The sequence below is a fragment of the Bradyrhizobium semiaridum genome (assembly GCF_020329505.1).
GTDB classification, from domain to species: domain Bacteria; phylum Pseudomonadota; class Alphaproteobacteria; order Rhizobiales; family Xanthobacteraceae; genus Bradyrhizobium; species Bradyrhizobium semiaridum.
Genome location: NZ_JAGKJJ010000015.1, coordinates 19,141 through 42,930, shown reverse-complemented (window position 1 = coordinate 42,930; position 23,790 = coordinate 19,141). Strand labels below are relative to the sequence as shown.

General features: G+C 65.4%; 23 protein-coding genes. 14 read left to right on the top strand and 9 right to left on the bottom strand.

Annotated features, from left to right (window positions below; translation table 11 throughout):
• Positions 1-119: 119 nt before the first annotated feature.
• The 13 genes from J6500_RS18340 (at position 120) to J6500_RS18280 (ending at position 15,586) form a co-directional block, all read left to right on the top strand.
• Entirely contained in the window at positions 120-1,085 is a 966-nt protein-coding gene (locus tag J6500_RS18340) for a LysR family transcriptional regulator (RefSeq protein WP_225714092.1), read from the top strand.
• A gap of 109 nt (positions 1,086-1,194) precedes the next feature.
• Positions 1,195-2,154 carry an AraC-like ligand-binding domain-containing protein gene (locus J6500_RS18335; RefSeq protein WP_225714091.1) on the top strand — a complete coding sequence of 320 codons (960 nt, stop codon included), beginning with the start codon at positions 1,195-1,197 and terminating at the stop codon, positions 2,152-2,154.
• A 172-nt stretch (positions 2,155-2,326) separates the two neighbouring features.
• Positions 2,327-4,351: a hydantoinase/oxoprolinase family protein gene (locus tag J6500_RS18330; RefSeq protein WP_312018225.1), complete on the top strand. Its 2,025-nt coding sequence runs from the start codon at positions 2,327-2,329 to the stop codon at positions 4,349-4,351.
• A 3-nt stretch (positions 4,352-4,354) separates the two neighbouring features.
• On the top strand, positions 4,355-6,316 hold the full coding sequence (locus J6500_RS18325; protein ID WP_225714089.1) for a hydantoinase B/oxoprolinase family protein: 1,962 nt from the start codon (positions 4,355-4,357) through the stop codon (positions 6,314-6,316).
• Positions 6,317-6,417: 101 nt separating this feature from the next.
• On the top strand, positions 6,418-7,521 hold the full coding sequence (gene torT, locus J6500_RS18320) for a TMAO reductase system periplasmic protein TorT (protein ID WP_225714088.1): 1,104 nt from the start codon (positions 6,418-6,420) through the stop codon (positions 7,519-7,521).
• A 65-nt stretch (positions 7,522-7,586) separates the two neighbouring features.
• Positions 7,587-9,125 carry a sugar ABC transporter ATP-binding protein gene (locus J6500_RS18315; protein WP_225714087.1) on the top strand — a complete coding sequence of 513 codons (1,539 nt, stop codon included), beginning with the start codon at positions 7,587-7,589 and terminating at the stop codon, positions 9,123-9,125.
• Positions 9,122-10,138 (top strand): ABC transporter permease, encoded by a 1,017-nt coding sequence (locus J6500_RS18310; protein WP_225714086.1) that lies wholly within the window; start codon positions 9,122-9,124, stop codon positions 10,136-10,138. The genes J6500_RS18315 and J6500_RS18310 overlap by 4 nt, the downstream gene beginning before the upstream one ends.
• Positions 10,131-11,144: an ABC transporter permease gene (locus J6500_RS18305; protein WP_225714085.1), complete on the top strand. Its 1,014-nt coding sequence runs from the start codon at positions 10,131-10,133 to the stop codon at positions 11,142-11,144. Before J6500_RS18310 ends, J6500_RS18305 begins: the two co-directional genes overlap by 8 nt.
• Positions 11,141-12,028 (top strand): FAD binding domain-containing protein, encoded by an 888-nt coding sequence (locus tag J6500_RS18300; RefSeq protein ID WP_225714084.1) that lies wholly within the window; start codon positions 11,141-11,143, stop codon positions 12,026-12,028. The genes J6500_RS18305 and J6500_RS18300 overlap by 4 nt, the downstream gene beginning before the upstream one ends.
• 17 nt (positions 12,029-12,045) lie before the next feature.
• Positions 12,046-12,210 (top strand): (2Fe-2S)-binding protein, encoded by a 165-nt coding sequence (locus J6500_RS18295; RefSeq protein ID WP_225714216.1) that lies wholly within the window; start codon positions 12,046-12,048, stop codon positions 12,208-12,210.
• Positions 12,211-12,229: 19 nt separating this feature from the next.
• On the top strand, positions 12,230-12,391 hold the full coding sequence (locus J6500_RS18290; protein ID WP_249781550.1) for a 2Fe-2S iron-sulfur cluster-binding protein: 162 nt from the start codon (positions 12,230-12,232) through the stop codon (positions 12,389-12,391).
• 15 nt (positions 12,392-12,406) lie between these two features.
• Positions 12,407-14,767 (top strand): xanthine dehydrogenase family protein molybdopterin-binding subunit, encoded by a 2,361-nt coding sequence (locus J6500_RS18285; RefSeq protein ID WP_225714082.1) that lies wholly within the window; start codon positions 12,407-12,409, stop codon positions 14,765-14,767.
• 240 nt (positions 14,768-15,007) lie between these two features.
• Positions 15,008-15,586, top strand: coding sequence for a MarR family transcriptional regulator (locus tag J6500_RS18280; protein ID WP_225714081.1), 579 nt, complete (start codon positions 15,008-15,010; stop codon positions 15,584-15,586).
• 4 nt (positions 15,587-15,590) lie between these two features.
• Here the strand turns inward: J6500_RS18280 and J6500_RS18275 are convergent, their stop codons facing one another.
• Positions 15,591-16,538: a hypothetical protein gene (locus J6500_RS18275; protein ID WP_225714080.1), complete on the bottom strand. Its 948-nt coding sequence runs from the start codon at positions 16,536-16,538 to the stop codon at positions 15,591-15,593.
• 813 nt (positions 16,539-17,351) lie between these two features.
• On the opposite strand from J6500_RS18275, the gene J6500_RS18270 reads away from it, so the two are divergent.
• Positions 17,352-18,122 carry a response regulator transcription factor gene (locus J6500_RS18270; protein WP_225714210.1) on the top strand — a complete coding sequence of 257 codons (771 nt, stop codon included), beginning with the start codon at positions 17,352-17,354 and terminating at the stop codon, positions 18,120-18,122.
• A gap of 184 nt (positions 18,123-18,306) precedes the next feature.
• Here J6500_RS18270 and J6500_RS18265 read toward each other — a convergent pair whose 3' ends face one another.
• From J6500_RS18265 to flgD, 8 genes are all read right to left on the bottom strand, one after another.
• A complete protein-coding gene (locus J6500_RS18265) occupies positions 18,307-18,765 on the bottom strand; it encodes a hypothetical protein (protein ID WP_225714079.1) in 459 nt (152 codons plus the stop codon).
• Positions 18,762-19,241 (bottom strand): flagellar biosynthesis protein FlgN, encoded by a 480-nt coding sequence (locus tag J6500_RS18260; protein WP_225714078.1) that lies wholly within the window; start codon positions 19,239-19,241, stop codon positions 18,762-18,764. The genes J6500_RS18265 and J6500_RS18260 overlap by 4 nt, the downstream gene beginning before the upstream one ends.
• Before the next feature lie 55 nt (positions 19,242-19,296).
• Positions 19,297-19,743, bottom strand: a complete 447-nt coding sequence (locus J6500_RS18255; RefSeq protein ID WP_225714077.1) for a rod-binding protein — start codon at positions 19,741-19,743, stop codon at positions 19,297-19,299.
• Positions 19,744-19,756: 13 nt separating this feature from the next.
• A complete protein-coding gene (locus J6500_RS18250) occupies positions 19,757-20,119 on the bottom strand; it encodes a hypothetical protein (protein ID WP_225714076.1) in 363 nt (120 codons plus the stop codon).
• Positions 20,120-20,164: 45 nt separating this feature from the next.
• Positions 20,165-20,929: a flagellar biosynthesis protein FliR gene (gene fliR, locus J6500_RS18245; RefSeq protein ID WP_225714075.1), complete on the bottom strand. Its 765-nt coding sequence runs from the start codon at positions 20,927-20,929 to the stop codon at positions 20,165-20,167.
• Entirely contained in the window at positions 20,926-23,007 is a 2,082-nt protein-coding gene (gene flhA / locus J6500_RS18240; RefSeq protein ID WP_225714074.1) for a flagellar biosynthesis protein FlhA, read from the bottom strand. Before flhA ends, fliR begins: the two co-directional genes overlap by 4 nt.
• A gap of 84 nt (positions 23,008-23,091) precedes the next feature.
• Positions 23,092-23,358: a flagellar biosynthesis protein FliQ gene (gene fliQ / locus J6500_RS18235; protein ID WP_225714073.1), complete on the bottom strand. Its 267-nt coding sequence runs from the start codon at positions 23,356-23,358 to the stop codon at positions 23,092-23,094.
• Between the two features lie 3 nt (positions 23,359-23,361).
• The gene (flgD, locus tag J6500_RS18230; protein ID WP_225714072.1) at positions 23,362-23,778 is read right to left on the bottom strand and encodes a flagellar hook assembly protein FlgD; all 417 of its coding nucleotides are present in this window, start codon (positions 23,776-23,778) and stop codon (positions 23,362-23,364) included.
• Between the last annotated feature and the right edge of the window lie 12 nt (positions 23,779-23,790).

The window sequence follows — 23,790 nt, the reverse complement described above, 5'->3', positions numbered from 1 at the left end:
CTCTCATATCTGAGGTCGGCATTGCCGCGCAATCTTCAGCGGTCGGCACGAGAGTTGCAATGAACATGCCCGGGCTGAGAAACACCGCTCACGAGTTAGGCAGCATCGGAACCGCCGCGATGTCCGTTTCTCTGAAACAGATCCGTTACTTTGTCGCCGCCGCAGAGACCGGGCGCATCAGCCAGGCGGCGATCGACCTCAACGTCTCGCAATCCGCGGTCACCGCGGCTATCCAGCAGCTCGAAGCGACCGTTTGCGCGCGCCTGCTGGAGCGCACGCCGAATGGCGTCAGCGTGACCATGGAGGGCAGCCGTTTCCTGTCGCAGGGCCGCCAGATTCTCGCCGCCGTCACCGAGGCGGTGCGCAGCACGCAACTGTCCGCGGGGCCGCTGTTCGGAACGGTCCGCATCGGCGTCACCTACACCGTGTCGGGCTACTTCCTGCCGCGCCATCAGATGCGGTTTCAGGCCAGCTTTCCCGGGATCACGATCGAACTGTTCGAGGCGCCGCGCGACGTGCTCGAGCGGGCGCTGGTCGACGGCGCGCTGGATCTCGCCGTGATGCTCGTTTCGAACCTGCGCGACAACGCCATGCTCACGAGTGAGACATTGCTGCGATCGCCGCGCCGGCTGTGGCTTGCGCCCGAGCATCCGCTGACCCGAGCCGAGCGGGTCCATCTCGCCGACATCGCAACCTATCCCTACGTCATGCTCACCGTCGACGAGGCCAAGCGCACCTCGATGCGCTACTGGAGCAATGCCTCGCTGGAGCCGAAGACGATCTTCCGTACCTCCTCGGTCGAAGCCGTGCGTTCCATGGTGGCGGGCGGCATGGGCATCGCCATTCTCTCCGACCTGATCTACCGGCCCTGGTCGCTGGAAGGACAGCGGATCGAGACCCGCGTCATCGAGGACGAAGTACCCAGCATGGATATCGGCCTCGCCTGGCGCCGCGACATCAAATTGTCGGAAGCCGGCAAGGCGTTCCGTGACTTCATGCGCTTTGCGGTCGCCGGCGTCGGGCCGGCTCGGCCGCCCGTCAGCATCGAGCCCCGGCACCGGACCGAGGAGGCGATCGGAATCTGAGATATCTGTTTGCGGATTATTCGACTTGACGCCGTCGGGCTGTCCTCGCCAAACTTTACCTCAAGGGGACACGACGACCGGAGGCACAGCCGGCGGCGGGGAGTGAGACATGCAAGTCACCTACACGACCAACGACATCCCGTTGCAGAGCCGCCGCCAGTACTGGCAGGAGGTCGTTTCACGGACCTATTACTCGCTGGATCTGCGCTTCCCCAGCACGCGCGACTTCAATGCACGCCTCAGCGCGTGGTCGATGGGCCCGGTCTCGGTGTCGCGAAACATCGCCAACGGCCTACTGTACAAGCGCCATGAGCGGCATCTCTTGAACGAGCGCGAGGAATCCTTCCTGATCACGGTGCCCGAACTTGCCGAAATCCGCTTCGAGCAGGACGGCAAGGTGGTGCACTGCCGGCCCGGCGCTTTCCTGATCGAGCGCAGCCATCTGCCCTACGAGTTCAGCCATCAGGATCCGACCGCGCTGTGGTGCCTGAAGATCCCGAGCGCGGTGCTGCGCGCCCGCATTTCCCGTCCCGAGCGGCTCGCGACCTTGCAGTTCGACGCCAGCCGCAGCGTCGGTGCGCTGTTCGTCGACACGCTGCGGCTTGCCAGCGAGCGCATCGAGGAGATGGACGATCCAGCGCGGACGATGATGGGCAAACACCTGATCGAGCTGCTCGCGATGGCGATCGAATCCGATGATCGCGTGCTCACCGGCCATTCATCCTCGGTGCGCAACGGCCATCTGCTGCGCTGCGAGCATTTCATCCGCGCCCGTCTCGACGACATGCGGCTCACGCCGCAGATGATTGCCGACGGCTGCGGCATCTCGCTGCGCTATCTGCACCAGATTTTCGAGGGCGAGGGCCTGACCGTCTGCGCCTATATCCGCAACCAGCGCCTTGCGATGTGCGACGCGCTGCTGCGCGATCCGAGCTGCCGCAAGAGCATTTCGGAAATCGCCTACCAATGGGGCTTTGCCGACCAGGCGCAATTCAGCCGCAACTATCGCAGCCGGTTCGGCTGCACCCCGAGCGAGGCGCGCGCCACCTCGCGCACGGCCAACGCCTGACGACGGCCATCACCCGGCAGCCCGCCTGACCGAATCTTAGGCAGACCGCCGCCGGCCCGTGCACGCGCACGGTTCGCTCTCTCGCACAAATCTTCCTGCGCTCAGCGTCAAGAACCCAAGCCATCCGCCTGCCTAAGATCGGCGAAACGCTGGTTGGAAAGGAAGACGCATGGTGCAGAACCTTCGTGTGGCCGTCGATGTCGGGGGCACCTTCACCGACATCTGCATCATGGACGAGACGACCGGCCTCGTGCGCATCGAGAAGACTTCCTCGACGCCGGATCCGATCGAAGGGATCATGGGCGGCGTCTCCAAGGCGGCGATCGATCTGTCCAAGGTGGCGCTGTTCTCGCACGGCACCACGATCGCCACTAACGCATTGATCACGCGCCGCCTGCCCCGGACCGCCGTGGTCACGACCAAGGGATTTCGCGACGTCATCGAGATCCGGCGCGCCAACAAGGAGGACCTCTGGGACACCTACAAGGACGTCGTCCGGCCCTACGTGCCGCGGCGCGACCGCCTCACCGTTCCGGAGCGCGTCGATGCCGGCGGCAAGGTGATCGAACCACTCGACGTCGAAGCCGCGCGCAACGTTGCCCGCATCCTCAAACGCCGCGGCGTTGCCGCGGTCGCGGTGTGCTTCATGAATGCCTATCTCAACGGCGCCAATGAACGCGCCATGCGCGACATCCTGCTGGCGGAGATGCCCGACATCCCCGTCTCGATCTCCTCGCAGGTGCTGCCCGAGATCTTTGAGCACGAGCGGTTCTCGACGACGGTGGCCAACGCCGTCGTCAGCCCGGTCGTCGTCAACTACACCAGCCGGCTCGGCGAGCGGCTTGCCCACGAAGGCTACACCCGCGATCTGCTGTTGCTGCACACCGGCGGCGGCGTGATGACGCCGGCGAGTGTGAAGGATTTTGCGGCGCGCCTCGCCGGCTCCGGCATCGCCGCTGGCGCGATCGCCAGCCGCTATATCGCCGGTCTCTGCGGCTTTCCCAATTCGATCGGCCTCGACATGGGCGGCACATCCACCGACGTATCGCTGGCCTATGAGGGCCATTCGCGCATCACCAAGGACTGGTACATCGAGTTCGGTTACCCGATCCGCTTCGCCTCGATCGAGGTGCTCACCATCGGCGCCGGCGGCGGCTCGCTGGCCTGGACCGATCCGGCCGGCTCGCTGCGCAACGGCCCGCAATCGGCCGGCGCCTTTCCCGGACCGGCCTGCTACGGCAACGGCAACACGCAACCGACCAACACCGACGCCAACGTGACGCTGGGCCGCCTCGGCACCGATCTCGCCGGCGGCAAGGTGAAGCTCGACCCTGCATTGGCCGAGCAGGCGGTCGAAGAAGGTGTCGCCAAGCCGTTCGGCCTCGGCCTGCACGAGGCCGCGGACGCGATCGTCAAGGTCGCCAACGCCAACATGTCGGACGCGGTGCGGCTGATCTCGATCAGCCGCGGCTACGATCCGCGCGATTTCGCGCTAGTGGCCTTCGGCGGAGCCGGCGCGCTGCACGGCGTCGATGTGGCGCGCGAGCTCGCGATCCCCGTCGTGATCGTGCCGCCCAATCCCGGCGTGACCTCCGCGCTCGGCTGCCTCCTGGTCGACATGCAGCACGATTTCTCCCAGAGCTGCATGGTCGACGCGGCCGAGGCCGACGCTGCCGACATCGAAGCGCAGTTCGAGGCGCTGGAGCAGGCCGCGCTCGCGCGACTGACCCACGAAGGCGTCGCCGAACAGGACATCGTGCTGCAGCGGTCGATCGACATGATGTATCGCGGCCAGTGGCGTTCGCTGGCGGTGAACGCGCCGCGGCCGATCGGCGCCATCGCCGATCTCGTGCAGAGTTTCCACGCCGAGCATCAGCGCGAGTACAATTTCCGCCGCGACAGCGCGCCGGTCAGCTTCTTCCGCCTCAACCTGAAGGCGGTCGGCGTGGTTCCCAAGGCCGAATTTGCCGTTCACGAGCCGACCGGCGTCAGCCCCGAGCCGGTCGGCCGCCGCAGGGTCTGGTTCGACGGCAACGGGCTCGATACGCCCGTCTATCAGCGCAACGACCTGCCCTGCGGCTTTTCATTCCAGGGTCCCGCAATCGTCGAGCAGGTCGATGCGACCACCGTCGTGCCGCCGGGCGCCAGCGCTGAGGTCGACAAATATCTCAACATCATCATCCGCGTGAAGGAGTGAACCATGACCGGAGCTCTTCCGCTCGATCCCGTGACCTTCGAGGTCCTGAAGAATTCCTTCATCACCAGCGTCGACCAGATGGGCGAGCAGGTGTTGAGGACCTGCTATTCTTTCGTGATCTACAACCGCGACTTCTCCAGCGCGCTGCATGACGCCAACGGCGAATGCGCCGCCCAAGGCAACCAGGACATCGCGGTCCATGTCGGCACGCTGCATTTCACCTGCAAGGACGTCATGCGGCACTTCGAAGGCGACATGCACGAGGGCGATGTATTCGCCATCAACGATCCCTATGCCGGCGGCACCCACTTCTCCGACGTGCGACTGATCCGCCCGATCTTCGCCGACGGCAAGATCATCGCCTTCAGCCAGTCCAACGGGCACTGGTCCGATGTCGGCGGCAGCGTGCCCGGGTCGTTCGACGTCGCGGCCCGCGAGATGTTCCGCGAGGGCCTGCGCATCACTCCGGTCCGCCTGTTCGACAAGAACGGCCTGCGCAAGGACGTCGCGCATCTGATCGCCTCCAACACCCGCGACCCGGCGTCGATCATCGGCGACATCCAGGCCCAGGCCGAAGCGACCGCGGTCTGCGGGCGTGAGATCCTGCGGCTGGTGAGCAAATATGGCCGCGACACCGTCGAGACCGGGCTTGCCGCCGTGCAAGACTATGTCGAGCGCTCGGCGCGCCAGCGCATCGCGGCGCTGCCCGACGGCGAATGGGAGACGGTCGACTTCATCGACCGCGATCCGGCCGGCGGCGAAGGCATGATCCCGATCCGCATCAAGATGACGATCAAGGGCGACCGCGCGATCTACGACTTCACCGGCAGCCATCCGACCATCGGCTCGATCTACAACTCGGCGTTCGGCGCGACCTTCTCCGCCGTTGCCGCGGGCATGAAGACCTTCTTCCCCGACCTGCCACTGAATTCCGGCTTCTACCGCTGCTTCGACATCATCGCGCCGGAAGGCTCGATCGTCGACGCCAAATGGCCGATCGCAGTCACCGGCTTCCTGATGCCATTCGAGAAGATCATGAACTCGATCTACGAGATGTGGTCGAAGCTGATGCCCGAGCGCGCGCTCGCCTGCGCCTTCAATCTCGAATATCTCCTGACCGGCGGCCTCGACGCCCGCAGCGCCGACAAGCCGATCTTCATGTTCTACGACTGGCTGCCCGGCGGCTGGGGCGGGCGCAACGGCAAGGACGGCAGCAACGTCACCACCGCCTGCTTCGGCACCGGGCTGATGTCGCAGCCGGTCGAAGGCCAGGAGCGCGCCAACCCGATCCTGACCACCGAATGCGAGATCCTCAAGGATTCCCCCGGGCCCGGCAAATGGCGCGGCGGCGCCGGCGTGGTGAAGACCTCGAAAATGCTCGAGGCCGAGAAGACCGTGATCTCCTACATCTGCGATCGCGAGCGCGCGGTGGTCTGGGGCATCGAAGGCGGTCTGCCGTCGATGCCGCACGGCCTGACCCTGAAGCGCGCCGGCAGCGCCAGCGAGGAGCGGCTCGGCTCGATCTTCTCGGATGTCCCGATCGGCGAAGGCGACGTCTTCTCGCGCCCGACCGCCGGTGGCGGCGGCTTCGGCGATCCGCTGGAGCGCGATCCGAACCTCGTGATCGAGGATATCAAGGACGATTATGTCTCGGTCGAGCGCGCCGCCAAGGACTATGGCGTCGTGGTGCACACGATCGATGCCGAGCTCTGCAATTATGAGCTCGACAAGGTCGCGACCGAGGCGCTCCGCGCCAAGATCCGCGCCGAGCGGGTTGCGGACGTCCGGCTGGATCCCGAACTGGTGGCGCAGCGCTTCCGCAGCGGCGCGATCGACGCGCTTGATGCCATTCGCAAGCACGCGGTGATCCTCGACTGGGGCACCGGCGCGCTGCTTCCCGAATCCACCCGCCAGTTCCGCGAAGTGTTCGAGCGGCGCTCGGTCGCGCTGTGGAAGCCCAGCTGACTGCCCTCGGCAGACGCGCCGCCCTTGGCGGCGCGATACATGCCTGAAGAGTGGAATCCGAAGTCGTCGCCCCTTGCACTTTCAACCATGAGGATTGCGCTATGACGATCATGACGTGCCTTTTCGCTCGCCGGCCCCGGCCGATCCGTTCCGTGCTCGGCATGGCCGCCGGCCTCGCTCTCGCCGCCGCAGCCACGCCGGCTGCAGCCGCCGAGACGCCCTGGTTTCCGATGAAGATCTTCGATGCGTCGTCCGGTACGGCGAAGCCGGCGGAGTACACGCCGCTGCCGAAGGCCGAGAAGCCCTACAAGCTCTGCGTCCTGTTTCCGCACATGAAGGACAGTTTTTGGGTCGCCGTCGCCTACGGCATCGTCAAGCAGGCCGAGGCGATGAACGTCAACATGAACCTCTATGAGGCCGGAGGTTACGAGAACCTGCCCAAGCAGCTCTCGCAATTCGATGACTGCATGGCGAGCCAGCCGGACGCGATCATCGTCGGCGCGATCTCCGGCGCGGGCCTCAGCAAGAAATTCGAGGAAGCCAAGGCCAAGGGCGTGCCGGTCGTCGGCGTCACCAATCCGCTGCCGCCCAACGCACTACCCGCGGCCAACTATGTCGACTTCGTCGCGATGGGCGAAGTCACCGGCGAAGGCCTGCTGGCGCAGACCAAGCCCGGCGACAAGCTCAACATCGTCACGTTTCCCGGCCCGGCCGGCTCGGGTTGGGCGGAATCGTTCAACGAGGGTTTCAAGAAGGCGGTCGCCAAGAACCCGAACGCCAAGATCCTGGCGGAGAAGTTCGGCGACTCCGGCGTTGCCGTGCAGCTTCAGCTGATCCAGGACGCGCTGCAGGCCTATCCCAGTATGAACGTGATCTGGGGCACCGCTCCGACGGCCGAAGCGGCCATCGGCGCCGTTGCAGAGGCCGGCCGCAACGACCTGAAGATCATCTCGTCCTACGAGAACCAGGCCATGCTCGACGCGCTGAACCGCGGCGACATCCTCGCCTTCGCTACACAATATCCCGTTGGCGAAGGCGCCATCGCGATCGACCAGGCGGTGCGTCTCATCGAGAAGAAGCCGGTGATAAGCCTGGTTCAGCCGGTCGCCACGGTGATCGACAGGACCACCGTGCCGAAATTGCAGATGGACCTCGTGCTGGCACCGGCGAGCTGGACGCCGGTCTATTCGGTCAAGGCCAAGTAAGCCGCCTCGACCGGTAAGGCGGGAGCGCGTGTTCCGCCTACTTCTCGCGGCCCACGGAGATGCGGATGGATTTCGAGATCGACCCGATGCCGGCCGAGCCTCTGCTCCGATTGCGGGGCATCTCGAAGCGTTTTACCGGTGTCCGTGCGCTCGACCGCGTCGATCTCGATGTCCGCGCCGGCGAACTTCACGTGCTGTTCGGCGAGAACGGCGCCGGCAAGTCAACCTTGATCAATGTCGTGTCGGGAACGTTCCCGCCCGACGAGGGCACGTTCCACTTCGGCGGCGAGGAGATCCACCACCTGACGCCGCAGCGCGCGCGCGCGATCGGCATCAGTCCGGTGTTTCAGGAGTTCTCGCTGATCCCGAGTCTCACCGTGGAGGAGAACCTCTTTCTCGGCCGCGAAGTCACACAGGGCGGAATCCTGCGCACAGGCGAAATGCGCACGCGCGCCAAGGCCCTGATCGACGAGCTCGGCTTCGACATCGATCCGTCGCAACGCGTTGACGACCTCTCGCGCGCGCACCAGCAGATGGCCGAGATCGCCAAGGCCCTGCTCGGCCGCGTACGTCTCCTGATCCTCGACGAGCCAACCGCGTCGCTGACCGAACGCGAGACCGGCCGGCTGTTCGAACTGATCGCGCGCCTGAAGAGCCAGAATGTGGGGCTGATCTACGTCTCGCATCGCATGCGCGAGATCCGCACTCTTGCTGACCGCGTGACGGTGCTGCGCGACGGCCGCCACATCCGGACCCTCGATGCCGCAAGGTCGACCGACAGCGAGTTGGTGGAGCTGATGACCGGCCGCAAGATCGACGTGCTGTTTCCGACCATTGCGCATAAACCGGACAGAGTGATGGTCGACGTCGAGAACCTGACGCTCGCCGACGGCAGCGTACAGGACGTGAACTTCCATGCCCGGGCCGGCGAGATCACCGGCATCGCCGGTCTGGTCGGCTGCGGCAAGTCGGAGTTGATCCGTGCGATCTACGGTATCGAGCCCACGACAGCGGGCGTGATCCGGATCGATGGTGCGCCTTACGAATTCCCCGCACCCCGGCGAAGCCTCAAACGCGGCATCGCCTATTTCCCCGCCAACCGAATCGCCGAAGGCCTCGCGCTGTCGCGCCCGATCCGCGAGAATGCGTCGATGACGGTGCTCGACCTGCCCGCCTTCGCCCGCTTCGGCGTGCTGCGGCAGGCGGCCGAGCGCACAACAATCGCCGGCATCATGGAGCAGTTGCAGCTGCGGCCGCCGAACATCGAACGGAGCGTTGGCACACTGTCCGGCGGCAACCGCCAGAAAGTGATGCTGGGCCGCGCACTGACCCGTGAATTGACCGTGTTCCTGTTCGACGAGCCGAGCGTCGGCATCGACGTCGGCGCCAAGCTCGAGGTCTACCAGTTCATGAAACGCCTGGTCGAGGCCGGCGCTGCCGTGATCGTGGTGTCGTCGGAATTGCCCGAGGTGCTGGCGCTGTCGAACCGGCTCTATGTCATGCATCACGGCCGCATCGCCGCCGAGCTGACGGGCGCCGAGAAGACCGAGCAGAACGTGCTGTCGAGCTTCTTCCGCGACCATCTCACCGCGGAGGTCGGATGAACACGGCTCTGGCTACCGCAAGCCCGCAGAGCGCGATCGGCCCGCGGTCGATCGCAGGCCGGATCGGGCTGCTGCCGGCCCTGCTGGTGCTGCTGGTGGCCAGCATGTCGGCGGTCGATCCACAGTTCTACGGCATCAACAATGTCCTCAACATCCTGCGCAACGCGTCCCTGCTCGCGATCGTCGCCTGCGGTCAGGCTCTGGTAATCATCGCCGGAGGCTTCGACCTTTCGGTCGGCGCCGTCGTCGCGCTGGCAAGCGTCGTCACTGCCAAGACCATGGCAGCCACAGCCGCCGCATTTCCCGGCAACACGCCCCTCATCATTGCCGGCGGCGTTGCGGCCGGACTCGGCTGCGGAGCGGTGGTTGGACTCCTCAACGGCTTCTGCGTGGCCAAGCTCAAGGTCTCCGGCTTCGTGGTGACGCTGGGCACGATGTCGGCAACCGCGGGCGTCGGCCTCATGATCACCAACGGCATCCCGGTCTACGGCATGCCCGAAATCTTCGTGAAGGGTTTTGGACGCGCCCAGGCACTCGGGCTGCCGACCGCCGTCCATGTCGCGCTGGTCGTGATCGCCTTGATGGTGTTCGTGCAACGGCGCACGCTGTTCGGCCGCTACGTCTACGCGATCGGCGGCAATGTCGACGCGGCAGTCGTGTCGGGCGTGTCGATCCAGCGCCACATCGTGGGCACCTATGTGGTCTCGAGCGTGCTTGCGGCACTGACCGGAATCCTGCTGACGGCGCAGGTCGGCTCCGGCCAGGCCAGCTTCGGCGGCGACCGGATGATGCTGCAATCGATCGCGGCTGCCGTAATCGGCGGCGTCAGCCTGCGCGGTGGTGTCGGACGTATTGAAATCGTCGCGATCAGCGCGCTTTTCCTGACCATCCTTGGCAATGCGCTCAACCTGCTGCACGTCGATTCCCGGCTGCAGCCGGTCTTCCTCGGCGTCATCATGGTCGCGGCCGTGGCGCTGGACGAACTCAGCCGACGGAGCAAGGCCCGTGTCTGACCTCGAATTGTCGGTCGCCGCCAAGGACACGGACCGCCCGAAGCTGGCGCCGGGCCGCTGGATCTGGAGCGCCGTGCTGCCGGTCGCGCTGGTGCTGCTGCTGCTCGGCTTCGCCGCGGTCGACCGCGGGGTGCTGTCGCCGGCCAATCTGCTCAACATCGCGCAGCAGACCAGTTATCTCGCCCTGTTCGCGATGGCGCAGACCGTGGTCATCCTGACGCGGGGTTTCGACCTCGCGCTTGGCCCGACTGTATCGATGGTCAGCGTTGGCACCGCGCTCGCGATGGCCGGCGCGACGGCGTCGGGTCATGACATCGGCGTCGTGCTGCTCGCCGGGCTCGGCGCCGGCTTCGCCCTCGGCATCGCCTGCGGCCTCTTCAACGGCGTGGTTATTGCGCTTCTCGGGGTCAACCCGTTCGTCGCGACCCTCGGCAGCTACAACATCGCGATCGGAATCGCGACCACGCTTTCGTCGGGACGGCCGGTGCAAGGCGTGCCGGCGTCGTTCTCGCAGATCTTCTACAGCGGCAGCGTCTTCGGCGTCCCGGCGGCCATCGTGATCACCGTGGCGGTCGGCGTCGTGCTCCACCTGATGCTGTCACGAACCGTATTCGGCCGTTCGATCTACCTGATCGGCACCAATCCGCGCGCCGCGGCGGTCGCCGGCCTGCCGGCCAGGCGCATCCTGGTTGCGACCTACGTGCTGTGCTCCGGGCTTGCCGCGCTGGGCGCGATCATGATGACGGCGCGGACCGGATCGGGCGAGCCGAACCTCGGCGGCGCGCTTTCGCTGCAGGCAATCGCCGGCGCCGTGGTCGGCGGCACCAGCCTCGCGGGTGGCCGCGGCGGGGTCGGCACCGCGGTGCTCGGCGCCCTCTTCATCACCATCCTCTCCAACGGCATGAACCTCACCCGGATCGATGGCTACGTGCAGATGATCGTGCTCGGCGCGATCGTCATCATCGGCGTGCTGCTCGACCGGCTGCGGCTGGAGCAACGCCAATGACGACAGGCTCTCCCATCCGGAGCACCGAGAGGCCCGATACGCCGACATCGATCCATGTCGCACCGACGCTCGCCGCCGCACTCGATGCGCTCAACGAATACGGTGCCGCTGGCTCTGCCTTTGCCGGCGGGACATGGATCATGAGGTCGCCGATCCGGCATGAGCAGATGAAGGCGCACTACGTCGCCATCGGCAGGATCGCCGAACTGACGACGGTTCGGATCGGCAACGATGCGGTCGAGATCGGGGCGGCGGTCACGCACGTTGCGCTCGCGACGGCCCTTGCCGGTCTCCCAGAATTCGCTGTCCTCGCAAATGCCGCCGGCCGCTCCGCCAATCCCGCGATCCGCTCGATGGCGACGATCGGCGGCAATCTCTCGACCTCGGAATTCGCCGCGGCGGATTGCGTGCCGGCCCTGCTCTGCCTCGATGCCGAGGTGGAGATCGCGGGCCGCGATGTCCGCGAGCGTGTTAGCTTGGCGGATTTTCTCAGGAGCCGATCATCGTTCGCACCGGGCCGCCTGGTGACGCGGATCATCGTGCCTCGGGGGGAGCGCAAGAGCGCCCATATCCGCCTGCCGCTGCGCAGTGCCGGCGACTATCCCGTGGCCATCGTGAGCCTTGCGGCCAGCATCGATGCAGCGGGCCGCGTCCGGACGGCGCGCATCGCGGTCGGCTCTGTCGAGCCGGTCGCGCGGCGGTGGGAGCGCCTCGAGGCGGCGCTGGTCGGGCGTCCGCTGGACGCCGCGGCAGCCGCGCGCGCCGCTGCCGAGCTTGCCGGCGAATTCGTCGGCCGCGACGGCGTGGATGCGCCGGCCTGGTATCGCGTCAGCGTGCTGCCCGGCCTTGTTCGCCGCGCGACGATCGCAGCTCTCAGCTCCTGAATGTTCCGGAGAGGCACATGGGATTCAACCTGATCGTGAACGGCGACCGCGTCGCCTCCACTGCCGATCCCTTAACTCCGCTCGTCGACGTGCTGCGCGAGGAACTGCATCTGACCGGTGCAAAGCCGGTCTGTCGCCATCGGCGGCAAGCTGAACCGCATCCAAGCGGCGCTCGAGGCTAGCGATGCCGTGCAGTGCGGCATGTGCTTTCCCGGCATGGTGGTGAGCCTGACGCACCTGCTGGCGACCCGGCGAGAGGCCACGCGCGACGAGATTCGCGCGGCGCTGACCGGCAATATCTGTCGCTGCACGGGATATGAGCGGATCGTCGATGCGACGCTGCTCGCTTTGGCCGAGACCTAACCGGGAGACGCACACATGTCCGACGTTTCCGCGACGATGGACCTGCGCCGGCGCGATGCCGCCGACAAGCTGCGCGGCCGCACGCGCTACACCATCGACCGCTACCTGCCGGGCATGCTGCACGCCGGCGTGCTGCGCGCCGGCGTGCCGTCGGGACGGATCGTTCGTCTCGACACGTCCAGGGCGGCGCAGATGCCGGGCGTGCGCGCCATCGTGACCGCAGCAGATGCACCCGGCATGGTCGGGATCGGCATCGCCGACCATCCGCTGTTCGCCCGCGACGTGATCCGCTACGATGGCGAGCCGCTCGCCGCGGTCGCGGCGGTCACCCTAGCGCAAGCGCAGGCCGCGCTTGCCGCGATCGAGGTGGAGATCGAGCCACTGGCCGCAGTCCTGACCATGGCGGATGCGCTCGCACCCGAAGCACCATTGGTGCATCCCGGCTGGCGCGACTACGAGGTCCTGCTCGAAGGCGGCGCCCGCGAAGGCAATGTCGCCTGGGAGGCGACCGTGGTTCGCGGCGATGTCGATGCCGCGTTTGCCCGGCCCGACGTCGAGATCGTCGAGAGCAGCTTTCGCGTCGGCCGCCAGAACCACGTCGCCTTCGAGCCGCGTGCGGTGGTCGCGAGCTACGAGGACGGCCGCTTCCACATCGAGACGTCGACGCAAGTGCCCTGGAGCATCCGCAACGCGACCGCGCGCATTCTCGGCGTGCCGGCGTCGCAGATCCGCGTCACGGTGCCGCCGGTCGGCGGCGGCTTCGGGCTCAAATTCGATATGGCGGTCGAACCTTTTGCGGCGCTGCTCGCCCGCGCCAGCGGCCGGCCGGTGCGCCTCGCCAATTCGCGCGAGGAGGAAATGCTCACCTGCCTGTTCCGCGAGAATGCCGACATCCGCATCCGCTCGGCGGTGACGCGCGAGGGCGAGATCGTCGGCCGCGAGGCTGTCGTCCTGATGGATTGCGGCGCCTATGGCGGCGAGCAGATTTTCCTGACCACGATGACCGCGCATACGCTCGGCGGCAACTACAAGCTCGGCAGCGTGCGGCTGGTCTCGCGCGCGATCTACACCAACACGGCGCCGAACGGCGCCTTCCGGTGCTGCAACGGCGTCTATAACACCTTTGCGCTGGAGCGGCACACCGACGAGATCGCAGCGAAGATCGGCATGGATCCGCTTCTCTTCCGCCGCCGCAACGTGCTCGGCGACAAGGATCTCGGCGCCACCGGCCAGGTGTTCGAGGCTGACGTGCTCGGCCCGATGCTCGACCGGATGGAGCGGCTGCGCGGGACAACCGCCCCGCCGCCGGCACGCACCGATGGCCGGCTGTACGGCCGCGCCACCACCGTCGGCACCTGGTTCGTCTTCGTCGGCCCGTCGGCAGCGACGGTGAACATGAACGCCGACGGCACAGCGACGCTGGTGACGTCGGGCGTCGAGATCGGATCGGGTTCGATGATGCAGAGCCTGCCGCAGATCGTCGCCGGCACGCTCGGCATTGCGCCCGACCAGGTGATCGTGCGCGCAGCCGATACCGATGCGGCCGGCTACGATGTCGGCGTCGGCGGCGGCCGCACCACGGTCTCGCTCGGCGCGGCGAGCCTGTCCGCAGCGCAGGAGGTGCGCACGAAACTGCTGAAGGTCGCCTCGGAGATGCTCGAGGCGGCCCCCGACGATCTCGTCATGCGCGACGGGCGGATCGAGATCGCAGGCGCGCCCGGCTCCGGCCGCACCGTCGCGGAGGTCGCGACCCGCGCCCAGGCGCTGGGCGGTCCGGTCGCCGGCACCGGCGCGTTCACCGGCGCCGGCGTGCCGGCGATGCCCGGCTGCGTCGCCGGTCATTTCATCGACGCGATCGACATCCCCATCTTCGCGGTCCACGACTGCGAGGTCGCCGTCGATCCGGACACCGGACATGTCGAGGTGCTCAGCTATCGCGTGGTTCAGGACGTCGGACGCGCGCTGAACCCGCGCGCCATCCACGGCCAGATCCAGGGCGGCGTGGTGCAGGGACTGGGCTACGCGTTGCACGAGGAAGTCACGATCGGCAGCAACGGGCGCGTCTGCCAGAGCGGTTTCGAGACCTATCGCGTTCCGCTTGCGCTCGATGTCGTGCCGGTCGAGATCGATTTCTATGAGGGCGCGCCGTCGATCGGACCGCTCGGCACCAAGGGAGCCGGCGAGGTGCCGATCCTCAATGTCGGGGCAGCCATCGCATGCGCGGTTGCCAACGCCACCGGCAAGCGTGTCCAGCAGCTTCCCCTGACGCCGCCCCGCGTGCTCGAGCTGCTGCTCGATCGAAACCAGGACCTGACCTTTTCCCATATCGCCGAGGCATGGGCGGATAACCTCGTGCGTCCGCATGGTCGCAAGTGAATTGACTGCAGGAAGGGTTCGTCCCAGGCGCGTCATGGATTTGATGCAAACTCTTCGAAGACTTTAGTGGATCTGTTTACGCGAACTTCTGCTGCGATGCTCTAGTTCCGCTGCCGGGTTCCATCCGGTGTCGCGAACGAACTCAGACAACACGCGATCGCTGGGAGCCCGCTCTTCCATGCACCAATCGATTGCGGGTGGCTGCAGCGATGCAGCCGGTTTGATGATGATCTCATGACAATGGACGTGGCACGCGAGTCGATCGAGCTGCTCGGACAACTTGCGCGGCTTATCCTATTCGAGGAGACAAGGCACGGGCTGCGCGATCGCGAATGGACGGCACTGCGCTTTCTCGCACGTGCCAACAGATTCTCCAGGACGCCTTCTGCGCTGGCGAGCCATGTCGGCACAACCCGGGGCACCGCCTCCTTGATTATCAACGAGCTGGAAGGACGGGGATACATCGAGAAAAGCCGTTCCGCCAAGGACAAGCGGTCCGTCACGCTCGACGTGACGCAGCAAGGCAAGAAGCTGCTGGCCCGCGACCCCCTCAACGTTCTGGTGAATGCCATCGCGCAGCTCGACGACGATCGCCGGGTTGGCTTCCGCGACACGCTGCGTCACGCGCTCGACCAGTCCGATACCGGGCATCAGCGGCATCGTGCGGACATTTGCCGAGGCTGCATGTTCCTGAAGGAAAGCCGCCCATCCCCTGAAGGCGGAGTCTCGGCGGACTTTACCTGCCGCCTGTTCCGCGCCGCCATCGCCGATGCGGAGACGCTGCTGCTATGCGCGAGCTTCGAACAGCGCAAGCGCTGAGATCTCAGGGTTGCACCTTGCGCGCGGGCATGATTGCGCCAGCGCTGGTCAGCACCACCAGACGCCCGCTCTCTCCCTTGATCTCCTCAATGCGGCCCAGCCCGGGAACCTGCTGTCCGAGGATAGCCTCGACCACACCGGACGGTCCCTGCAGGATCGCAACGCCCTCATAGGCCTGGCGCACGGACCATCCCTTGACCACCTTCCTGGGCGGCGCGCGGTCCGGTGCCGCAATCGAGCCGGTGACCTCCGTGGCGGCAGCCGACGCCATCACCGTCGTGGGCTGCGGCGCAGGTTGCGATGCGACAGTAGCCGGTGCGGGGGTCTGGGCTTGGGCCAGTCTTTCCAGCTTCGCTGTCGAGGCGGTATTGACCCGCTCGATGCGGTCCAGATTCTCGGCAAAGCGACCAAAGCGATCGCTCGTCGCCTTGCTCGAGAGATCAACCGCCGTCCGCAATCCCTCGAGATTGTCGGAGACGCCTGAAATTTGGCGGCGCAGCTGCGCGACGGTCTCGCGCAGGTTTCTGATCTCGGCGGCGGCTGCGGCATTGCCCGGGCTCGGCTGCATGGTCAGATAGGCGATCACGCCGGTGCAGACGCTGACCACCAAACCGACGGAAACGGCCAGGGCCGCGAGCGGCACAACCCACGAAGGACGTGGCTCCGGCGCCTTGGCAACGATCACGGCCGGCCGCACCGCAACCGGCGCCGGCTTGGGTATCGCCATCTTGTCCAGCCGCGCCTTCGCGCGAATGCGCTTGAGCCCTTCCAGCGCCTCCTTGGCCAGCGCCTCATCGGCCGCAGCGGAGGCGCTCCTGCCGCCTGCCGCGGACGCGGCAGCACGTTGCAGCTGAAGCTTGTCCTGATCCCTGGGATCGCGCGCGTCGCGACGCTGCGCTGCGGCCGACATGTCTGCCGGTCCATTGGGACGAGCTTGTCCATCGGACGACATTTGAAAATGCTCCGTCTCGGTTCGACTTCCTGCACGATGCTAGAATCCCAAGCTTGCCCGAAACCGGTGCGTCATCATCCGCTCGTCTTCCGAGCCTCCGGCGCGGGCGAACCCAGCGCATCCGCCTGGCTGTGCCGCAGTGCGGCATCAATGCAACAGAGCCGTGGAGATTTGTGCAAACACGAGCTCGTTCGCGGCGTGTGATTCGACCATGCGCCTCGTGGCGCCGTCGCAGAGCCCGCTGAGGAGTCAAACAGCGACTTCCGCTCGCATGCACGCGATGCCCTTGATTCTGCGGCTGCGGTGACAGATCGAACGCAGATTCAGCAAATATAGTTTGGCTGCCTAATCAAATATTGCGCTTTGAAACATCAAGAATGAATCGGAAAAGACCAACAACATAAAGCCAACGAATCAACATGTTTGCGCCACGCACTTGATCGCGATTCGGCAATTTGTCACGGTCAGATCAAGTGATTCTCTTGCCAGTTGGCGAAGAGAACGACGGGATCCAGCGGTGTTCGGAAACATGAGCAACTCGACGCAGCTGATCTAGGTCGTTCCTCAATCTGCTCCGCGATGCCGTCGTAAGGGCACCCGCCGAGCCTCACTTCGTAGCGTTTCCAGTATCGAGTGAAAGTAACAGGCCTGCGGACCGCAGGCACTGAATGCGTTGGGCTGCCCGCGAAATCCAATCAAAACAAACCTTTCGCGGGGGAATGTCGTCAAACAGCACGACCGCTCATGCGTCCGGGGCATCACAGGACTCTTCCCGGCCGGATGTCGGTAAGTGCGAAACAGGGGCGAATGTTGATGTATGTAATCGTTGATGACCGCGAAAGCGTGGCCAACAGCTATATCGGAGGGCTCGTTCGCGAAGGCGTTTCGTCGATCGGCTTCTCCTTCGGTGAGTTCGAAGACTGGCTGCAATCCGCAAGCGAGGCGGATCTGGAAGCCGTCGACGCCTTTCTTCTCGGAGATTTCGACGCGCGGGGAAGTCTTCCGCGGGTCCTGCGCAAGCGATCCTCGGCTCCGATCATCGCGATGAGCGCCCTGAAAATGCTCAAGAATACGCTGGAGCTGTTCGAGGCCGGCGTGGACGACGTGGTGCATGTTCCGATCCACCTCCGCGAGATCCTGGCGCGAACGGCGGCGATCGCGCGCCGGCGCGCCGGCGACGCACCGCGGCCGTGCGAGACCAGCATTCAGGTCTTCTTCAACGGCCGCGATCCGGAGATCGGCGGCCAGGCGCTCAGCCTGCCCCGTCGCGAGCTGCGCATTCTGGAATACATGGTCAGCAATCACGGCAAATGGATCACCAAGACGCAGATATTCAATGCGGTCTACGGCATCTTCGAATCGACCTACGACGAGAGCGTGATCGAGAGCCATGTGAGCAAGCTGCGCAAGAAGCTGCGCGACCGGCTCGGCTTCGACGCCATCGTCGCGCGGCGCTACGTCGGTTACCGGCTGGACATTCCAGTGCGCGCGGCCGGCGATATGCCGATGGCGGAAATCGGCGATGTCAGCATCCTAATGAACAGGCCGCAAGCGCGCCCCGCCGCCTACTCTGTCGGCAGCTAGCGCATGATCCGGAAAGGTGCGAAGCGGTTTTCCGGAACGATCATGCGCAAACCAAGAGCCACAGCGCGATGACGATTCGACCCGCTCTCATCGCGCTTTAGCGACGGCTTGACCCGAACCGGATTCGGTCCCTGCGCCTGGCAGATGCAGGGGCCGAAGCAAACTCACCGGCATGCCTTTAAGACTAGGGCTTCGCCTGGAACTCCTCCCGCGAGACGTAATTGAAATCCTCGACCATGACATCCTGCACCACGTCGGCGTGCATGCGCTCGTTGACACGTTGCTTGATGGCCGCGGTCAGGATCGACAGGTCGTAGCGGGCGAGCTTCCTGAAATCCAGCCGCTCGTCCGCATAGATCCTGCGAAAGGCTTCATCGACGACGAACGGATCCGGCGGAACGGAGAGCTGGTGCATGGTCCGCGCCTCGACCGTATAGACGAACCGCGCGACGATGTAGCCCTGCACGCTGCCGTTCTCGACCATCGGTACGCTGAGCGCCCGCGTCTTCTGGTACTGCAGGCCTTCGAGATATTCGTCCTTGCCGGACAACACGCCGTGGTTCTCCTTCCAATAGGCCACCGCATAGCTGCCGCCCGCGGTGAGGATGCACACCCAAAGTCCGGTCAGGAGCAATTTGATCATTTGCTCTCCTGCGGCGTCCTGGCGCTATAGGTGCCGTCCGACTCGGCCTCCCGGATCGCCCGCACAATGATCTCGGCGACCTCCCTGACGGCATCGTAGTGCATCTCGAGAACGGCGCGGTTCCTCTCGAGCTTTCCGCGCAACTTCTGCAGCTCCTCCGCGATCTCGGCCTCCCCGCCGGGATGCAGCTGCGTCCGCATCAGGCGAACGAATTCCAGCATGCTTCGGCTCTTGCGGGCGCTGAAATCATCGAAGTCGATCTTCTTTCCGGCCCGGAGCGCCTGCGTCTCCTCCTCGATCACGATCTCCAGCCGCCTGATCGCGGCGAGCACGCCCTGCGCGTCGTCCGGCCTCGACAGGTCGGCCACGCCGGATGCGGCATCATCACCGCCATCCGGCAGAAGCACGGGCAATGCCGCCTCGGCCGTGTGCTCCATCTCCACGTCCTGCTGTTCCACCACCGCCAGCATGTTCATCGCTGCTCCCTCTGCGTGCATTTGAGAATCATCCTTCTCTCGTCAGCCAGTCCATTTATCCGGCCTTGTCCGGTCCGCCGTCCGTGGCCGCCGGATGCGCGGCGGCAAGCTGCCGCGCAATGCCGATCCCCTTTCCCTGCGCAAGCTGATTGCCGAGCTGCTCGGCCAGCATCGATCGCCAGATGCCGCCGGCGGTGCCCTTCCCGAACAGGTCCTGCGTGTTCTGCGGCAGCATCGTCTCGACGAACACCTGAAGCACGAATGCCTCGAACTTGCGATAAACCTCGCCCGAGTTGGCCGCCTTGATCACCCGCGTCGGCGCGTCCGCATTCGGCAATCCTTTGGCCGCGGTAGCCTTGCCCGCCTCTGCGGCCATCGTGCTCGAAAAGTCCACATCCGACAGCTTCAGCGCGTCCAGCTTCGCGGTGGCTGCGCGTTGCGCCACCGGATCGGCGGCTTCCAACACGTCGAGGACAACGTCCGGTGTCGGTGTCACGATCATCTGTTCGATCCGGCTAGTTGTTACCGAACGCCCGGCCACGGATCGGCGGATGCACGCCCGCGATCTCCTCGAGCGTGAGCCCTTCCGCATCGCGCCGGCGGCCCGCCACCGCCGCTCTTGCGACCTGCTCGAGGTGCTTCACGCGGCGGCTTTCGGAGTGGACCTGGTCGAGTTGCCTCGCGGCCTCCGCCCGCAGCGTACGGGCGCTGACGCCGGTGACCGCAAGACGCCGCGAGATCGACTCGCTCGACGATCCGGCCGGCAGGTTCGCATCGTTGAGGGCGTTCACCAGATAGATCTCCTCGTTCTGCAAATCGTGCTCGCGTTGCCGCAACTGGGCCAGCTGCCACTCCGCGAGCCGGAGCTGCAGCTTCATCAGCGAAACCATTCGACCGAGCTTTTCCGCGCGCGATTTCATCGGTCATCCCGCGAGGTACGACGACAGGCCGATCATGAACTGCGTCAGCAATTCATCGCTGGTCAGATAGAGCAGCAGGAATCCGCCGAACAGGATGAACGGCACCGAGATGAAGTAGACCGGTATCGCCGGAGTCAGCTTGTTGATCAGACCGACCGCGAAGTTGACGATGACGGAATAGACGATGAAGGGGCTGGTGATCCGGAGCGTCAGCACGAATGCCTCGGAGAGGCGGTTGACGAGCTGCGCCAGCGCCACCTCGCCGCCGAGCTTGGTGCCGGGACGCCAGACGTCGTAGGAGTTCATCAGACCCCTCAGCACCTGCCAATGCTGGTCGGTGATGAAGAACATGGTCGTAACCGCGGCCGTGATCAGAGGAACCAGCGCCGGTGCCGGATCGGTATCGCCGACCTGCGTTCCCGGAATGCTGGAGAGCCCGATCGCGCTTGCCGTCGCCGTCGCCATGGTCTGCAGCGCGAGAAAGAACACGCGACCGGCCATGCCGATGACGCTGCCGATCAAGAGTTCGGAGCAGATCAGCGACGCCAGAGCGAGCGGTGCGGCATCGGCCAGCAGCGGTCGGAGCACCGCAACCAATATCGGCGTCAGCGCGAAGGTCGTCACAACAGCGACGAACAGACGGACCTGAACGGGAATGTTGATGCTGGAGAAGCCCGGCACCAGCATCAGGCAGGCGCCGATGCGGCAGAACACGATGAACGTCGCCAGCACGCTGTCCGCAAGACTGCCGATAAGGCTGCCGATCACGACACGGCTCCGAGCGGCCTGATCTCGGGGCTGCGCGCCACCTCGACATGGGACAGGATCGGCAAGGTCGGGAAGATCCGCTCCAGGATCATCCTGACATAGGGCCGCGCCTCCGGCGTTACCGCCATCACGACGCTTGTCCCCTTGTCGGTGAATTTGCGGACGGCCGCACTCGCTTCGGTGGCGAATTGCTCGATCAAGCGCGGATCGGCATCGAATTCGATGACGTTGCCCTGGGCGTCGCGCTTCAGGCTCTGGTGGAAGGCGAGGTCCCAGCGGTTGCCGAGCCGAACCACGTTCAGCACGCCGCTGTCCGAGAGATCACCGCAGATCTGCTGGGCAAGCCGGACCCGCACGTGCTCGGCGACCTGCTCGGAGCGCCTGATGTGCGGCGCGATCTCGGCGATCGCCTCGAGAATGAGATGCAGGTTGCGGATTGAGACGCGTTCGGCCAGCAGGATCTTCAGGATCGCAAGCAATCCCGAATAGGAGATCTGCGACGGACAGAGGTCCTCGACCAGGCGCTTGTACTCCGGATCGAGCCGGTCCAGCAGTCCGCGCATGTCCTTGTAGGACAACAGCTGGGCAAGGTTCGACCTGATCACCTCGCTCAGATGCGTGAGCAGCACCGAGAGATTGTCGACCGGCTTGAATCCCTGACGCTTCGCCTCATCCGCAAAGGCGTCGGCGATCCACAGGGCCTTAATGCCGAAGGCTGGCTCGACAACCTCGTCGCCGGGCACGTCGGGCTTGCGGTCCTTCTCGGCGAGCACGAGGACCTCGCCAAGCCGGAGCTCGCCGTGCGCCACCCGCGTATCGTGGATCCGGATCTGGTATCCCTTCGGCTCGATCGACAGATTATCGGTCAGCTTGATCTCGGGAATCACGAAGCCGTATTGCTTGGCGAATTTCTTGCGGATCTTGCTGACGCGGTGGGCGAGCTCGCCGCGCGCGCCCAGCAGGTGAACCGAGAGCTGGCTGCCCAGCGCAAGCTCGATCTCCGCCGTCTTTAGCGATTCCTTGACCGATTCCTTGGCCTCGGTCTGCGCCCGCTCGTCGCCCTTGCGCGCCTCTTCCTTCTGGCGTTCGGCCGCCTGCCGTTTCGGCAGCGAATAGCCCACGAACGCCATGACGGCACCGAGCACCGCAAAGGGCAATAGCGGCAGCCCCGGCAGCAGCGCCAGCACGAACATCATCAGGGCAGCCGCGGAGACTGCGCGCGGATATCCGCCAAGCTGTCGCAGCACCGCCTGCTCGGCCGATCCCCGCGTCCCCCCCTTGGAGACCAAGAGGCCGGCCGACAGCGACACGATCAGGGCCGGCATCTGCGACACCAGGCCGTCGCCGACGGACAACTTCGTATAGACGTCGGCGGCGCGCGAGAGCGTCAGGCCGTGGTGGGTGACGCCGATCACGATGCCGCCGAAAATGTTGATCGCGGTGATCAGCAGCCCGGCGATCGCATCACCGCGCACGAATTTCGAAGCACCGTCCATCGCGCCGAAGAAGGCACTCTCTTCCTCGAGCTCACGCCGGCGGCGCTGGGCCTCCTTATCGTCGATCAGGCCCGCGGACAGATCCGCGTCGATCGCCATCTGCTTGCCGGGAATGGCATCGAGCGTGAAGCGGGCGCCGACCTCCGCGATACGGGTGGCGCCTTTGGTGATCACGACGAAGTTCACCGTAACCAGGATGGCGAAGATGATCAGGCCGATGACGAAGTCGCCGCCCATGACGAACTTGGAAAAGCCGGCGACGACGTAGCCGGCGGCATGCTCGCCTTCGCCGCCGCGCGACAGGATCAGGCGGGTGGTCGCGATGTTCAGGGCGAGCCGCAGGATCGTCGCGATCAGCAGCACGGTTGGGAAGGCCGAGAAATCGAGCGGACGCTGGATCCACAGCGCAACCATCAGGATCAACGCCGACAGCGCGATCGAGAACGCGAGACCCAGATCGATCAGGATCGGCGGGATCGGCAGGAACAGGATCGTGAGCATGACCACGATGCCGCCCGCGAAGAAGGCGTCCGCGCCAAGACGGCGCTGCGATGGAAGGGCGGCAGTGAGCGTATCGGCCATGAGTCACCGGCGGCATAGGTCCGCTGTGCAGTCTGCCCGGCAAAGCTTACGCGAGGGTGGCGGCGGCGGCCGCGTCCAAACCGATCAGAAGCCGTGCTCGATCCGCGAATAGACCAGCTCGGTGAAGGTCGACAGATGCGCGCCGATGAATGAACCGGAGACGGCCACGACGAGCAGGATGACGATGATCTTCGGAACGAAGGTCAGCGTCATCTCCTGGACCTGGGTCAGTGCCTGGATCAGCGCGATGATGGTGCCGACCAGCATCGCGGCACCGACCGCGGGCCCCGATGCGACGATGATCGTCCAGATCGCCGCCTGGACGATGTCAAGTGCGTCCCTCTCGTTCATGGCCTAGCTCAGGGTCAGGCCCGGTCCGACCATGACCTTGGTACCGTTTTCAAGCGTCGCGACCGCGCCGTCGGTGTTGATGGAGACCGACGCGATCTTGCCGGTGACCGCAGTGCCCGTGGTGTCGGTGAAGCTCACGGTGCGCCCGATCAGCGCATCGGCCTGCGACAGCGCCGAGGAGGACAGCAGCGCGTCGAGCTTCGAATTGGTCTGCATGGCCTGCTCGACCGACGACAGCTGCGCGAACTGGCTCATATATTGCGATGTATCCATCGGATTGGTCGGGTCCTGGTTCTGCATCTCGGCGATCAGGAGCTGCAGGAACGTATTATAGTCCACCGTGCTGCTCGACTTGGTCGCGCTGGAACTGTTCGAGGTGGACTGGGTGCGATTGGTGTCGGTCGCGCTGGGGACGTTCATTTGCCTCTCCGG

Coding starts and splice junctions, on each gene's coding strand:
- J6500_RS18340 (WP_225714092.1), top strand. CDS start 120: ATGTCCGTTTCTCTGAAACAGATCCGTTACTTTGTCGCCGCCGCAGAG.
- J6500_RS18335 (WP_225714091.1), top strand. CDS start 1,195: ATGCAAGTCACCTACACGACCAACGACATCCCGTTGCAGAGCCGCCGC.
- J6500_RS18325 (WP_225714089.1), top strand. CDS start 4,355: ATGACCGGAGCTCTTCCGCTCGATCCCGTGACCTTCGAGGTCCTGAAG.
- torT (WP_225714088.1), top strand. CDS start 6,418: ATGACGATCATGACGTGCCTTTTCGCTCGCCGGCCCCGGCCGATCCGT.
- J6500_RS18315 (WP_225714087.1), top strand. CDS start 7,587: ATGGATTTCGAGATCGACCCGATGCCGGCCGAGCCTCTGCTCCGATTG.
- J6500_RS18310 (WP_225714086.1), top strand. CDS start 9,122: ATGAACACGGCTCTGGCTACCGCAAGCCCGCAGAGCGCGATCGGCCCG.
- J6500_RS18300 (WP_225714084.1), top strand. CDS start 11,141: ATGACGACAGGCTCTCCCATCCGGAGCACCGAGAGGCCCGATACGCCG.
- J6500_RS18295 (WP_225714216.1), top strand. CDS start 12,046: ATGGGATTCAACCTGATCGTGAACGGCGACCGCGTCGCCTCCACTGCC.
- J6500_RS18290 (WP_249781550.1), top strand. CDS start 12,230: ATGTGCTTTCCCGGCATGGTGGTGAGCCTGACGCACCTGCTGGCGACC.
- J6500_RS18285 (WP_225714082.1), top strand. CDS start 12,407: ATGTCCGACGTTTCCGCGACGATGGACCTGCGCCGGCGCGATGCCGCC.
- J6500_RS18280 (WP_225714081.1), top strand. CDS start 15,008: ATGGACGTGGCACGCGAGTCGATCGAGCTGCTCGGACAACTTGCGCGG.
- J6500_RS18275 (WP_225714080.1), bottom strand. CDS start 16,538: ATGTCGTCCGATGGACAAGCTCGTCCCAATGGACCGGCAGACATGTCG.
- J6500_RS18270 (WP_225714210.1), top strand. CDS start 17,352: ATGTATGTAATCGTTGATGACCGCGAAAGCGTGGCCAACAGCTATATC.
- J6500_RS18265 (WP_225714079.1), bottom strand. CDS start 18,765: ATGATCAAATTGCTCCTGACCGGACTTTGGGTGTGCATCCTCACCGCG.
- J6500_RS18260 (WP_225714078.1), bottom strand. CDS start 19,241: ATGAACATGCTGGCGGTGGTGGAACAGCAGGACGTGGAGATGGAGCAC.
- J6500_RS18255 (WP_225714077.1), bottom strand. CDS start 19,743: ATGATCGTGACACCGACACCGGACGTTGTCCTCGACGTGTTGGAAGCC.
- J6500_RS18250 (WP_225714076.1), bottom strand. CDS start 20,119: ATGAAGCTGCAGCTCCGGCTCGCGGAGTGGCAGCTGGCCCAGTTGCGG.
- flhA (WP_225714074.1), bottom strand. CDS start 23,007: ATGGCCGATACGCTCACTGCCGCCCTTCCATCGCAGCGCCGTCTTGGC.
- fliQ (WP_225714073.1), bottom strand. CDS start 23,358: ATGAACGAGAGGGACGCACTTGACATCGTCCAGGCGGCGATCTGGACG.
- flgD (WP_225714072.1), bottom strand. CDS start 23,778: ATGAACGTCCCCAGCGCGACCGACACCAATCGCACCCAGTCCACCTCG.